This is a genomic window from Amphritea pacifica (genome assembly GCF_016924145.1).
Classification (GTDB): domain Bacteria; phylum Pseudomonadota; class Gammaproteobacteria; order Pseudomonadales; family Balneatricaceae; genus Amphritea; species Amphritea pacifica.
In genome coordinates this window covers 116,953-130,300 of the sequence record NZ_JAFFZO010000002.1, presented here as the reverse complement: position 1 = coordinate 130,300, position 13,348 = coordinate 116,953, and the positions used below count along the sequence as shown (strand labels likewise).

The 13,348-nt window shown below is 40.5% G+C and carries 12 protein-coding genes and 1 tRNA gene; 2 read left to right on the top strand and 11 right to left on the bottom strand.

Features of this window, described 5'->3' with window-relative positions; translation table 11 throughout:
- Nucleotides 1-27 precede the first annotated feature (27 nt).
- On the top strand, nt 28-1,845 hold the full coding sequence (rpoD, locus tag JW499_RS01545) for an RNA polymerase sigma factor RpoD (protein WP_205208927.1): 1,818 nt from the start codon (nt 28-30) through the stop codon (nt 1,843-1,845).
- A 112-nt stretch (nt 1,846-1,957) separates the two neighbouring features.
- A tRNA-Ile gene (locus JW499_RS01540) sits at nt 1,958-2,034 on the top strand.
- Nucleotides 2,035-2,529: 495 nt separating this feature from the next.
- Here the strand turns inward: JW499_RS01540 and JW499_RS01535 are convergent.
- From JW499_RS01535 to JW499_RS01485, 11 genes are all read right to left on the bottom strand, one after another.
- Nucleotides 2,530-4,449, bottom strand: a complete 1,920-nt coding sequence (locus tag JW499_RS01535; protein WP_205208926.1) for a polysaccharide biosynthesis protein — start codon at nt 4,447-4,449, stop codon at nt 2,530-2,532.
- A gap of 31 nt (nt 4,450-4,480) precedes the next feature.
- The gene (locus JW499_RS01530; RefSeq protein WP_205208925.1) at nt 4,481-5,029 is read right to left on the bottom strand and encodes a sugar transferase; all 549 of its coding nucleotides are present in this window, start codon (nt 5,027-5,029) and stop codon (nt 4,481-4,483) included.
- Nucleotides 5,026-5,979 carry a UDP-glucose 4-epimerase family protein gene (locus JW499_RS01525; protein ID WP_205208924.1) on the bottom strand — a complete coding sequence of 318 codons (954 nt, stop codon included), beginning with the start codon at nt 5,977-5,979 and terminating at the stop codon, nt 5,026-5,028. The genes JW499_RS01530 and JW499_RS01525 overlap by 4 nt, the downstream gene beginning before the upstream one ends.
- Nucleotides 5,976-6,899: a glycosyltransferase gene (locus JW499_RS01520; RefSeq protein WP_205208923.1), complete on the bottom strand. Its 924-nt coding sequence runs from the start codon at nt 6,897-6,899 to the stop codon at nt 5,976-5,978. The genes JW499_RS01525 and JW499_RS01520 overlap by 4 nt, the downstream gene beginning before the upstream one ends.
- Nucleotides 6,900-6,941: 42 nt before the next feature.
- Nucleotides 6,942-8,042 (bottom strand): glycosyltransferase, encoded by a 1,101-nt coding sequence (locus JW499_RS01515; protein WP_205208922.1) that lies wholly within the window; start codon nt 8,040-8,042, stop codon nt 6,942-6,944.
- The gene (locus JW499_RS01510; protein ID WP_205208921.1) at nt 8,039-8,626 is read right to left on the bottom strand and encodes a DapH/DapD/GlmU-related protein; all 588 of its coding nucleotides are present in this window, start codon (nt 8,624-8,626) and stop codon (nt 8,039-8,041) included. The genes JW499_RS01515 and JW499_RS01510 overlap by 4 nt, the downstream gene beginning before the upstream one ends.
- 39 nt (nt 8,627-8,665) lie before the next feature.
- Nucleotides 8,666-9,433 (bottom strand): glycosyltransferase family 2 protein, encoded by a 768-nt coding sequence (locus tag JW499_RS01505; protein ID WP_205208920.1) that lies wholly within the window; start codon nt 9,431-9,433, stop codon nt 8,666-8,668.
- Between the two features lie 174 nt (nt 9,434-9,607).
- Nucleotides 9,608-10,762 carry a glycosyltransferase gene (locus JW499_RS01500; protein WP_205208919.1) on the bottom strand — a complete coding sequence of 385 codons (1,155 nt, stop codon included), beginning with the start codon at nt 10,760-10,762 and terminating at the stop codon, nt 9,608-9,610.
- Nucleotides 10,759-11,664, bottom strand: coding sequence for an NAD-dependent epimerase/dehydratase family protein (locus JW499_RS01495; protein ID WP_205208918.1), 906 nt, complete (start codon nt 11,662-11,664; stop codon nt 10,759-10,761). Before JW499_RS01495 ends, JW499_RS01500 begins: the two co-directional genes overlap by 4 nt.
- A complete protein-coding gene (locus JW499_RS01490; RefSeq protein ID WP_232846175.1) occupies nt 11,654-12,307 on the bottom strand; it encodes an acyltransferase in 654 nt (217 codons plus the stop codon). Before JW499_RS01490 ends, JW499_RS01495 begins: the two co-directional genes overlap by 11 nt.
- Nucleotides 12,307-13,326 carry a glycosyltransferase family 2 protein gene (locus tag JW499_RS01485; protein WP_205208916.1) on the bottom strand — a complete coding sequence of 340 codons (1,020 nt, stop codon included), beginning with the start codon at nt 13,324-13,326 and terminating at the stop codon, nt 12,307-12,309. The genes JW499_RS01490 and JW499_RS01485 overlap by 1 nt, the downstream gene beginning before the upstream one ends.
- Between the last annotated feature and the right edge of the window lie 22 nt (nt 13,327-13,348).

Genomic DNA, 13,348 nt, shown 5'->3' with positions numbered 1-13,348 from the left:
CACTTTTGTCATCACTGAAGGGCAATTATGTCAGATACCTCCAAGCAGCAGTCACGCCTCAAGGAATTGATCGCACGGGGTAAGGAGCAGGGCTACCTTACTTATGCTGAAGTCAATGATCATCTGCCAGAAGATATTGCTGATCCGGACCAGGTCGAAGATATAATCCGTATGATCAACGATATGGGCATATCGGTCACCGAAGAAGCTCCGGATGCCGAAACCCTGCTCATGACAGAAGGTGACTCAGCTGAAGAAGCAGATGAGGAAGCCGTTGCAGCACTGGCCGCAGTCGAATCAGACGCCGGACGCACAACCGACCCTGTACGTATGTATATGCGTGAAATGGGCACAGTGGAACTGCTGACCCGACAGGGTGAGATTGAGATCGCCAAGCGGATTGAAGAAGGTCTGCGCGAGGTGATGTCAGGACTGGCAGCATTTCCCGGATCGGTTGACGCGATACTCGCCGCCTATGACACCAGTCAGGAAGAGGAAGGACGCCTGAGCGACATTTTCAGTGGCTATATCGATCCCGATGATGGCGCTGAAATCCCCTCCGCCGCTCAGCAAGCTGAAGCAGCCGAAGAAGAAGCTGATGATGCCGATGACGATGAAGAGAAAGAGCGCGGCCCGGATCCTGAGGAAGCCAAACGCCGCTTTGATCTGCTACGCAGCACCTACGATACCTACCAGAAAGCGGTAGCAAAAGAGGGTCGCAGCAGCAAAACAGCCGCTAAAGCATTCGAAGAACTCGCTGATGCGTTCTCCCCGATCAAGCTATCACCCCGCTTTTACGATATGCTGGTTGATAACGTGCGCAACTCGATTGACCGTATCCGTAAGCAGGAACGGACCATCATGCAGATCTGCACCCAGCGTGCAAAAATGCCGCGCCGCCAGTTCATCAAAGAGTTTCCAGGTAACGAGACCAACAGCGAATGGCTGGACAAGCTGCTTAACTCTGACGCGGACTACGCCCGCGCTCTGAAACGGCATGAGATTGAGCTGCGCAGAGCCCAGAAAAAACTGGTTCAGGCTGAGCAAGAGATTCAGCTGACACTAAACGAGATTAAAGAGGTGAACCGTCGCATGTCGATCGGTGAAGCCCGTGCCCGACGCGCCAAGAAAGAGATGGTTGAAGCCAACCTGCGTCTGGTTATCTCGATCGCTAAAAAATACACCAACCGCGGCCTGCAATTCCTCGATCTGATTCAGGAAGGTAACATCGGCCTGATGAAAGCGGTTGATAAGTTTGAATACCGCCGCGGTTACAAATTCTCCACCTACGCGACCTGGTGGATTCGTCAGGCGATCACCCGTTCCATTGCCGACCAGGCACGCACCATCCGTATACCGGTTCACATGATCGAAACGATCAACAAACTGAACCGTATCTCCCGTCAGATGCTGCAGGAGATGGGCCGTGAACCCTCTCCGGAAGAGCTGGCTGAGCGGATGGATATGCCGGAAGATAAGATCCGTAAAGTACTCAAGATCGCCAAAGAGCCTATCTCCATGGAAACCCCCATCGGTGACGATGAGGACTCCAGCCTGGGCGACTTTATCGAGGATATCACCATCGACTCCCCGGTAGACTCCGCCACCGGTGAAGGTCTGCGTGAAGCGACCAAGGAAGTTCTGGCCGGCCTGACGGCCCGTGAAGCGAAAGTTTTGCGCATGCGCTTCGGTATTAACATGAACACTGACCACACTCTTGAAGAGGTGGGTAAGCAGTTTGATGTAACCCGTGAGCGTATCCGTCAGATCGAAGCAAAGGCGCTGCGCAAGCTGCGCCACCCAAGCCGCTCAGACCATCTGCGCAGCTTCCTCGACGAACATTAAAATCTTTTAAATCAGACCGTTGCACCCATAATATCCTGTGGTATTATGGGCGTCCTCTCCCAGAGAGCTGCTTTTATTCCCGCTTCAACCGGGGAAGAAAGTTTTCACATGGGGGCCTTTAGCTCAGTTGGTTAGAGCGCTCGACTCATAATCGATCGGTCGCAGGTTCAAGTCCTGCAAGGCCCACCATCTCTTAGATTAAACTCTGTATAGAAAAGCTCGACTCAACTCTCCAATAGAGACAGATCGGTCGCAGGTTCAAGTCCTGCAAGGCCCACCATCCCTTAGATTAAACTCTGTATAGAAAAGCTCGACTCAACTCTCCAATAGAGACAGATCGGTCGCAGGTTCAAGTCCTGCAAGGCCCACCACCCCTCACTGGTACATCCCAGAAAAAGCTCGACTCAACTCTCCAATAGAGACAGATCGGTCGCAGGTTCAAGTCCTGCAAGGCCCACCATCCCTTAGATTAAACTCTGTATAGAAAAGCTCGACTCAACTCTCCAATAGAGACAGATCGGTCGCAGGTTCAGGTCCTGCAAGGCCCACCATCCCTTAGACTAAACTCTGTATAGAAAAGCTCGACTCAACTCTTCAATAGAGACGGATCGGTCACAGGTTCAGGAAGCCTCTCACAAGCCAAAAAACTAGAAATCGTCCGCTGCCAGATAACTGTATTTTATATTACAGAACCTGGGCAGACCCTTTACTGTACATTGGGTCTTTTATCCCGTGCAGAGGGTGATACCCATTAACCGATTCCAGCAGCAGTGAACGAATGGCCTCATAGTCAAAGCTGTCTAAAGCAAGCTGCATCTGAGCTATAACCGACACTAAGTCACCCCATTCAATCATCAGCTCTTCCGCCTGCATAATCATAGGATGGGCAGTCTGTTTGACATTATCCCCAATCAAAAGCTCCTCATAGAGTTTCTCACCATCACGTAAACCTGTGTAAACTATCTCAATATCACCATCAGGATGATTTTCATCTTTAACTGACAGTCCTGTCAGATTTATCATTTGCTTAGCCAGGTTGTTTATCTTTACCGCTTTTCCCATATCGAGTACAAAAACATCACCAGAGGCCCCCATTGATCCTGCCTGAATAACCAGTGAGGACGCCTCAGGTATGGTCATAAAATACCGTGTTATATCAGGATGCGTAACCGTAACCGGCCCTCCCTGACTTATCTGCTGCCTGAACAACGGAATAACAGACCCCGATGAACCAAGCACGTTCCCAAAGCGAACCATAGCAAAGCGAGCTCCACTCCCTTGCTCTCGCTTACTCAACGCCTGCAGTACCAGCTCAGCAAAACGCTTACTCGCACCCATGACATTTGTTGGTCGCACCGCTTTATCCGTCGAAATCAGTACAAAGTTTTTGACACCGTTATAAATGGCGACCTCAGCTGTATTCAGGGTGCCAAAAAGATTATTTCGTACTCCTGCAACAACGTTAGTTTCTACCAGTGGCACATGTTTATATGCTGCAGCATGATAGATAGTATCAACACGATATTGACGGATGACTCTTTGCAAAAGAACCCTGTCAAGTACAGACCCCAGAACCGGAACCACATCGACCAGACCATCAGTAAGCTTGCTCAACTCTTGCTCGATCGTATAAAGCGCGAACTCTGACTGTTCGTACAATATAACGGAGGAAGGCCGCTGCTTGACAATCTGACGACATAGTTCAGAGCCTATAGAGCCCCCGGCACCAGTAACCATTACACTCTGATTAAGAATACAAGCGGCAAGCAAATCCTGATTGGGTAAAACCTCCTCACGACCCAGCAGATCAGCGATATCGACTTCACGCACATCGTTTATTGTAACTTTGCCACCGGCTATATCGGAAAGCGCAGGTAGGGTGAGAACTCTTAACTGAAAATCACTGAGAGAATCGACAATAGCTTTACGCCGATACCTTGAGACAGAGGGAATAGCCAGCAATACAGCATTGATATCATAACGCTCTACAAGTCCTTCAATATCCGAGGGGCTATAAACCCTGATACCATTGATATCCATACCATTTAACGAGCTGTCATCATCTATATAGGCAACTGCAACGAACTCACTTGAATGATGCAAGGCAGTCGCCAATTGCCGCCCTGCCGTTCCTGCACCATAAATAAGAACCCTTTCTGAATCTTTTTGTGCACTATGATCACCGCCGGGAAACTGGTACAGAATAACCCATCGGGCCATCATCCGGCTGCCACCAATCACCAGCACTGCCACCAACCAAAATATGAAAATAACAGAACGGGGGGTATTCAGTTCAAGCGCCATCAGATAAACCGCGACCCACCAGATAAGCACGGCAAGCGATACAGCTTTGATCACTGTCCACTGAGCGCGGTAACCAATATAACGAATAATTGCCCTGTACAGCCCGAGCTTGATGAATATAGGTACAGCGATGACTGGCGCGATCAGATAGGCGGGCCAGTGAACAAAACCCATGGCTGTCCAGTCCCCATAACGGAGTGCATAACTCAGCCAACAACATAGCGGCAGGACTAACAGATCAAAAACAACAAAGATTACTTTCTTCGACTGCCGGGATGAATTAAGAATGAAGTGAAACAAGCAGTAGTCCTTCTAAAATTGCAATGGCTCTTCAGTGAATCCGGTCACCGGCGCCCTTTCCCAAGGCTGTAGCTACTATATAGTGAAAATAGGATTTTAACGACATTGTCTGAATCATTTTCTCATCCGTCTCTGCAAGCAGTTCCGGAGTCGACATATCAATCTCACTGATCTGCGCAAGCCCGGTAATACCTGGACGCACATTAAAAACATTTCGTTTAGAACGCGCATCTGTTAACTCAGTCTGATTGAAAAGACCTGGTCGCGGCCCTACCAGACTCATCTCACCCTTTAGTACATTCCATAACTGCGGAAGTTCATCAAGTTTTGTTCTGCGAAGAAAATGCCCGAACCGTGTAATCGAACTGGCACTTGCCAGATGGGACGCAACAGAAACAGTACCTACGGACATTGTTCTGAATTTAAGAAGAGTAAAAGGCTTTTGATACCGGCCAACCCTCGTCTGACAAAAAATGGGGGAACCTGTGTCAAAAAGGCCAATTATAGTTAGCAAAAGCAGCACCGGGAAACCCAGTACCAAACCTGCGAACGCAAAACATAAATCTAAAAAACGAATCAACGGTTATTCTCCGCTTCAAAACAACGTTTCAAGCCCTCTTCAACCGAAAGAGGAGGCTCCCACCCAAGAAGATCGCGGGCTTTAGAGATATCAACCTGAAGAGAACCTAACAAGCGATCAGCCAACGCCTTTTTTCCTATGAGCTTAGCACCCAGACGTAAAAACCTTTCAGGAAAAGGGATAAGTCGACTGGGTTTCCCCATGGCTCTGGCAATCCCTCGTAATAAATCAGAAGTGGACAGATCCTCGCCATCACCGGCAAGAAAAACCTGATTAGCCGCGGCAGGATGGTCGATACATGTTACGATCAAATCGATCAGATTATCGAGTGCTACAAATGAACGCTTATTGTGAATCGCACCAAGAGGAAGGGGGATCCCTCTCTCAACCCAATGAATCATTCTTAAGAAATTAGCTTTAACACCTGGACCATATACCAATGGAGGACGAATGATGACAATATCCATACCCGTCTCAACGGATATTTGCATCAAGCCAAGTTCAGCTTCATATTTAGATTTTGCATAAGCTCCAGCGGGATTCGGAGGACTGATAGCCGTAAAAGGCTGGCTCTCACAAGTAAACTCTCCCAAGACTTTCACTGTGCTAATAAAGACAAATCGGTGTACACCTGCTGCTGCTGCTAGTCTAGCAAGAGCCAGAGTGCCGATAACATTAACCTGGTGGAACTCACGTAACGATCCCCCGCCTTTATCACACATAACATGAACTCTAGCAGCGGTATGAATAACAACATCCCGATTGGAGAGTAAATCACCCCAGGCAACACTGTCTGATATATCTCTCACTACATGAAGATTATGATTAGCAGGAGAATCCTGCGGGTATGAACGCACGATTCCCAGGCAGTCATTTCCTATATCCGTAGAAAGATTATCAAGTAACGCCTTTCCAACAAAACCAGTCGCTCCTGTAACTAAGACCCTCACTTCTCTTTAGCCCCTGTAATTAAGGTGATAAACAGCACGATAAATACATAAAAACGTTCAATAGGCCTTCTACGAAGCTCATTGCTTTGCAATAACAAAAAAAGTACATCTCTCCGGCAAGATAAATTAAACTTAATAAACTGATCATTTGAAGGCAACACATCAATCAGTTTTTTTATTTGTTCAATCCCTCCTCCAAACAAAACATATTTTGCTCTCCTATATAATGATAATAACGACTTATTAACGCCCACCTGATTTCGATTATGCTGCCGGTAATCCATATACGGTTCAGAATCAATAAACCAAACATAACCTTGTGAACGGACGAACGCATAAAGTAACCAATCATGCAATATAATACTATCAGCAGAAAGCGTGGTTCGTAAAAAAAATTGAAACTTAACTGCGATTTCTTTTGTAAAAACATAGGTACATCCGGGTCCTGCAGCTTCAAAAAAATAATCAAATCTTTTCTGATTCTGCGCCTTATCGATTAATTGTCGTCGGCCATCACACCAAAAAGCAACAACATTACCCGAATAAGCATCCGCTGGCATATATATTAGCTTTTGAATAGCTCTACTCAGTTTACCAGGATGCCAAATATCATCTTGATCCGATAAAGAAACATAATCAAAGCAAGAAAAATCAGCCTCTTTAAATAAGCGAAAGAAATTTCTAGCGGCACCTCCATAAACATCTCCATAGGGAAGAACAGTAACATTTTTATGTTGTTCCGCTATGCGACTCACAAGATTTTCTGTTCCATCATCAGACTTATCAACGCTAATAATGATGCTTACATCAACCTTTTCCTGTTTAAGAATACTTTCGACCTGTTCATAAATCCATTTAACACCATTATAAGCCGCGAGCAAAACTAACGCCTTTGGCTTATTATGAGAAACCTCAGACATAATTAAAAACTCCGCTGCATAGGGCAATTTAGCACTTTAAATTTACTCCTCTAGTATCACTTTAAGCAGGGACGACCATCCCGAAGCAAATGGCTTGGATGGTAAAATAGCCTTATTACCAGGAAACTCGGCAGAGTGGATCGCTCGAAGCATTTTGTTAGCTAAATCGCGAGCATTGTTAGGTAAAAAAAAATCAACTTTAGTATAATTTCCTACCGTCTCATGTGCATAAGGTAGATCAGAAGCAATAATTGGTAAACCATGACGTTTAGCTTCAGTGATAGGCAACCCCCAAGTTTCAAGCTTAGAAGGAAATAACAGACAGTGAGACGTTTCATATATTTTAAAAACGTCTTGTCTTGATATCCGCCCGATAAAATTTATACATTCAAGATGACTATACTTTTTAAAAATTGACTTAGAATAAAAATTCTCAGTTCCATCGATAGTCAATAACACTTTAAAATCATGAAAGTCATTTTCAACTTCTATAATTTCAACAGCTTCACATACAATCTCAAAATTCTTAAACACTCTTGGAAATGATGGGTAAAAAAAACTGAAGCAGTCATCGGAATTATTCTTAACAGCTGTCGTAGGCGATTCGACCTCTGGATAGGCAACAACAACCACATCTGATTCCAAACCGTAACTCTTACAAAACCGACCTCTTAACCACTCTTGCTGCACGATTACATAATCATTTTTTTTCAAATTTATGCGATAGATGAAATGATATAATTTACAGAATAAAAAAAATCGAAAGTCTAAAAAAAATTCTTTTAAACCAACATCATAGAAAGGGGAAGGATTATGACAGTATACAACTCTAATATCAGAAACCACATTCGGGGACATATCATGTAAAGAAAGCCACAAATGTGGTTTTAACTTTAGTGATAGCTTCCTGAAATAGTAATATTCGTAATATAACCGTTTAGAATATGAATTTACTGAATCAGGGAACTCAATAATATCGAAAAACCTTCTTTGATCCAGTGGAACTAAACTTTCTGAGTGTACTAGCAATACAATCTCATATCTGTCTTTCATCTCATTTGAAAGATAGCCAATAAGATCCTGCAAGATAGAGAGTGGACCACCATCCCTAAAGTTAATCGCTGAAATTACAATTTTAGTCAAGCACTCACCCATTTTTTAGAAGCAAAATCAAATTTTTTGACAACCTTAGCTGGAACACCTACTGCAATGGTATATGCATCAATATTTCTTGTTACAACAGAATTTGCTCCGATGATAGATCCTTTTCCTATAGTAACGCCTGGAAGTATAGAAACAGACTCACCTATCCACACATTATCTTCAATAGATACAGGGCTGCTCGAAAGACGTCTAACGAGTGGTTTAATATCAGGATCAGTATGCTCCCCATCAAGTCCGTAGAATCCATGATTATGATCGGAAATAAAAACTTTACTTGCTATAAGCACATCATTCCCAATTCTTACAGAATCAATTGCACCGATATGTACGAAATCATTAATTTGAACATTTTCACCAAAGAATAAACACGCTTTATTATGAACAGGAAAGGCATCCATTCTACAATTAACCCCTGTTGTAAGCCCTACACCAAAATCAATATACTTTCCACCTCTGACACGAAAAGGAAATCTAACAAGCCTAGATTTTGAATAAAAAATTCGCGTCAGAACAACATTAATAAAAAGCCGAAAAAAACCCAACAAACCGTAACTTTCAAGCATATCAACTCCTAAAAAACATCCAAATGAGATGGAATAATATTAATACCATATCAACCTTCTAATACGCCATTTACAAAAAGACATAACCATAGAAGCATAGGCAGATACTCTTCCTTGAATCTTGTTATCTATTTTTACTTTAGCAACTTCATAGAAAACTTTAAATCCACCATCACTCGCCCCCTCAACTCTCATATCGGCGACTGTAACATCTAAGAACCCAGGCTTTATAATATCAACATTTCTGATAAAGAAATCATAATCAGAAACGATTTTGTACTTCAAACTAAAGCAACCACATTGTTCAAAAAGCTTTCTACTATGCAAAGACCCTACATGAGCCACATTCATAGATTTGCTAATTTTATCAGCATCAAATTTTGACCCAATAGTTCTAATATACCCGTTAACACCGATCAAATTAACACGAGCAGAAACATAGTTTAAATCACTACCTTTAATAAGATCTACATAATTGCTTAGTGCTTTTTTATACAATGTATCATCTGCACCTAAGAATGCGATCCAATCACCATTGCTAAGCTTAATTGCCTTATTCCAAGCATCATATATACCGTCATCTTCTTCGCTAATCCAATAGTCAATAGCATGATCATACTTTCTTATAATATCCAAAGTACTATCAGTCGACCCCCCATCAACAATGATATACTCAACGTTATCATAAGTTTGATTAATGACACTTCTTATTGTTTCTTCTATAAAATCTTCACCATTGTATACAACTGTCACTACAGTAATTAATGGATGGCTAACAACACTTTTCTTAAAGAGTTTTTTTTTCATGCAGCCCTCCACAGAAACAATTGACTAAATTACTGTTTAAAAAAATTAGAATCAACTTCAGAATTATACAATAGATAACCCAGTATTTTCTCAAGAATTCGAGCATCACTAAATAAGAATTTATTTTCAAAAATCAAAATTACCATATACAGAAACACCTAAAAAGACAAATAATCAACAGATACTACTAATTACTCTCGAGTAATTATGGAAATATTCTTTTGTTCTTTCCCTATTGCAAGCAACAGCATCATCTACTGTAAAATTTTCATATATAGAAAAGGACTCTATTGCAGCAACCAAAGAATCAGAATCATCCACTACAAAGAATTTTGCTTCAGGACACTGTTCTATATGAACAGCTATATTAGACAAAATCATAGGTTTTCCAGCACTTTTACACTCTTCCACTGTAGAGCTCCACCCTTCAAAAAGAGACGGATTTATTACTGCCTTAGAAAATTTTATCAAAGCCAACACATCACTATACGGAATACCTCCTATTAACTTTATTTCATCATTCAAATCATTTGAACTAATAAATTCATTATATTCCTGATAAAGCCCAGGAAATCTTGGATCATACTCATGCCCACTACAAACGATTTGTACACTCACACCCTTTTCTTTAAGTTTTTTAACAGCCTCAAATAAAACAATGTGATTTTTGTGTTTCCAAAATTGGTTTGGGATATAGTAATACTCATCATTTATAGAATATTTTTCAAACAGATTATTTTTATCAAGCTCATTCAAAGCGAAATAACCATCACCGACTTGCGAAACAAACCTAAGTACTTTAGATTTTTCATAAAAAAAATAATCAGAAAAATTCATATAGTCGGCTAACGCATCATTGCTACTCAGCAAAACCGCATCTGATCTTTTTATTATATCCTTAAAAAAAACATCCCGTTTTTTTCTTTCACTCTTTGAAAACAAATATGGTAGATGGACATGCTGAAAGTCGGGTATCCAGCCAATCTTTTTAACACCTGAGGGAAGATAAGGGCATGAGTGAGATACAATATCTATACTGTATTTTCTCATAAGATAATGCAACACAATATCATACTTAAAAAATAAACATGAGAGCTTTGATATAACCCATAATATACTTTTTCTATCAAAGAGAGATGAACGAATAACTACGGAGTCTTTATAGCAACTATCAATTAAATCAGCACACGTTTTAGTTCCTACAAATGCATAAATCTGATACAAAGACTTACTGTCATTATTTACAATTGCGTAAAATAAATTTTTATAATAATTTGCCCCCCCCATCCAACTCTTGTCAACTGGAGGAAAGAAACCTATCCTTTTCATTTCACACCTATAAACCATTGAGCATATTCATGAAACCCTTTATTTATATCTTTTTTTGGATTCCACCCATATTTTTCTAGCATTTTCATATCGGCACAGTAAAATTTCGGATCGCCAACCTTATTACAACCGTTAAATATAATTTCTGAGCTGGAGCCAAGTTCAGTCTTCAGTACACTTATAACTTCTGTAATTTTCATCGCTTTTCCAGAACCTCCATTGATAACCAGAGGAGGATTCTCTAACAAATAAACAAAGTAAATTAAATCAGCAGCATCAGAAACATGTAACCAATCCCTCGTTTCATCTCCCCCCCCCCAAAACACAGCTTTTTTATTAGAAACCAACTTATTGCAAGCATCCCAAAGCAGCTGTTTCTTTAATCCATTACCATATACTGAATAAAATCTTATCACTGTAGATTTTAAACCGTATATTTTGTTATAGTAATATACAATCTCTTCTGCCATTTTTTTATGAAAACCATAAACAGATACTGGTTCTAACACATCCATTTCATTAATCGGATTTTCATTATGCTGCCCATGAACTGCCGGACTAGATGGATATATAATATGAGCTTCATTATTGTATAAACGAGCATACTCAAGTACTGCCGCCGTACCAGAAACGGTTTTTTCGAAGTCTATATATGGGCCGTCATTTGCCGCTCCCACCGATGAGCCACCTCCACAATGAACAATAAGATCAAACTGTTTATCAAATTTCTTCAAGCTTTCTATGGAAACTGAATCTTCGATCCAAAAATTATAAAATGACAAGTCTGATTCTTTTTTTGAACGTCCAATACCATAAACATTGAAATCATTATCGTGAAATAACATGGCTATATTTGTAGCAATAAAACCAGCACCTCCAGTAATGAGGATATTACTTTTCATCTCTTATCCTTTTTATTAATTTTGCAGGGTTACCGGCTACAATACTCCAGGGTTCCACATGTTCCCGAACAACACTACCTGCACCGACAATACTACCTTCCCCAATGGTGACACCCTTTAGTATTGTACAACCAAAACCAATCCAAACATCATTTTCAATATTTATGCCCAAACTAGAGACCGTGCTCCAATCTTTCCCTTCAATAAATGACAGACCATCACGATGAGATTTTAGCTGCTGCTTCAAATCGTTTCTTCGGTCGATATAATTAATCGAGTGAGAATTGTGGTCATATATCGTACACCCCCAAGCTATAGTTACGTTTGAGCCAATAGATATTTTTTCTCTGGAGATCAACCTTGTGCCCGCATTAATAAATGTACCTTTTCCAACAGAAATACGCCCAACATCCGACTCAAAAATGAACTCACAGCCTACCATTGCATCCTGAGCAATTACAATTGAGTTACTATTTTCTTTAGATTCAAATACAAACCTACAACTTCGCATAAGAATAGCACTATCATCTAATATTATTTTTCTATTTTTCTTAGCCGCCCTATAAGGAGAATAAAAAAATCTATTCCATATATATTTTATCAAAATAACTACCCGCATATATAAAGAAAACTTTATAAGCATCACTTGTATATTTTTTTTATTAAAGCACTAAAGCTACTATACAAGAAAGAGGTAACAATATAGTATCTAAGCTTATCTGATAATTTTAGATACTTATAAAACTCTTTCATAAAATCTTTTTTCATCGAAAGATCATTTTTTATTTTATAGACTAAGCTCATAGCAAGCCTGGACTTGTATGACAAAAACTCATCTTTATAAATACCATCAGATAGCTTATTATAGACATCACAAGCATTTATCATCTTTCTTATAAATTCTGCATGATTCCCTGGATCATTCTGACTACTGGTCCAAGACCCAATAGACTGGACCCTGTATACTCCCATTGTTGTAGGAATACAGTATGCTCCATTTTTTTCCGAAGCTATTATCCTTATGAAAAAATCATATACTGGCGCTACACGCCAAATCTCTTTATCAAAATTTGCCACAACATCTTTATTAAAAACAATCGTATTAGTCTGAACAAAATGAAAATCTTCCAATATAAGATCTTTTGAGGTATATATCTTTTCTGCATACTTCATATTCGAATCAGCTAAGACATCATCTCTCAGAGTAGCTGATGGATGAAAAGAAAAATCAACATGTAACTCTTCCATCTTGTTAACTTGAATTCTTAATTTATCTTTATTGTTCCAAAAATCATCACCTTCGCAGAACGCTATATATTTACCACTAGCTACTGGCAATGTTATATTGAGCGCTCTCACTCCCTGCGAGTATTTATTCTCAGCCTGAATTATTGTAACAATAATATTTGGATATACATCAGAATACTCTTTTATAATTTCAGTCGTACCATCTGTAGATGCATCATCATGTAAAATTATTTCAAATGGAAAATCCGTTTCCTGTAACAGAAAACCATTTAGTGCATCTCTAATATACCCGACATGGTTGTATGTATGACACAAAATTGATACCAATGGCTTCGTTTCATCTCCTTTCCAGGTCGACATTACTTCCTTTTCTGCCCGTAGTTTTGAAAAATCTGATCCAACAATACTATCCATTTCGAGCTAGTCCACTTCTACA

Coding starts and splice junctions, on each gene's coding strand:
- JW499_RS01510 (WP_205208921.1), bottom strand. CDS start 8,626: ATGCTTGAAAGTTACGGTTTGTTGGGTTTTTTTCGGCTTTTTATTAAT.
- JW499_RS01505 (WP_205208920.1), bottom strand. CDS start 9,433: ATGAAAAAAAAACTCTTTAAGAAAAGTGTTGTTAGCCATCCATTAATT.
- JW499_RS01500 (WP_205208919.1), bottom strand. CDS start 10,762: ATGAAAAGGATAGGTTTCTTTCCTCCAGTTGACAAGAGTTGGATGGGG.
- rpoD (WP_205208927.1), top strand. CDS start 28: ATGTCAGATACCTCCAAGCAGCAGTCACGCCTCAAGGAATTGATCGCA.
- JW499_RS01490 (WP_232846175.1), bottom strand. CDS start 12,307: ATGCTTATAAAGTTTTCTTTATATATGCGGGTAGTTATTTTGATAAAA.
- JW499_RS01520 (WP_205208923.1), bottom strand. CDS start 6,899: ATGTCTGAGGTTTCTCATAATAAGCCAAAGGCGTTAGTTTTGCTCGCG.
- JW499_RS01485 (WP_205208916.1), bottom strand. CDS start 13,326: ATGGATAGTATTGTTGGATCAGATTTTTCAAAACTACGGGCAGAAAAG.
- JW499_RS01495 (WP_205208918.1), bottom strand. CDS start 11,664: ATGAAAAGTAATATCCTCATTACTGGAGGTGCTGGTTTTATTGCTACA.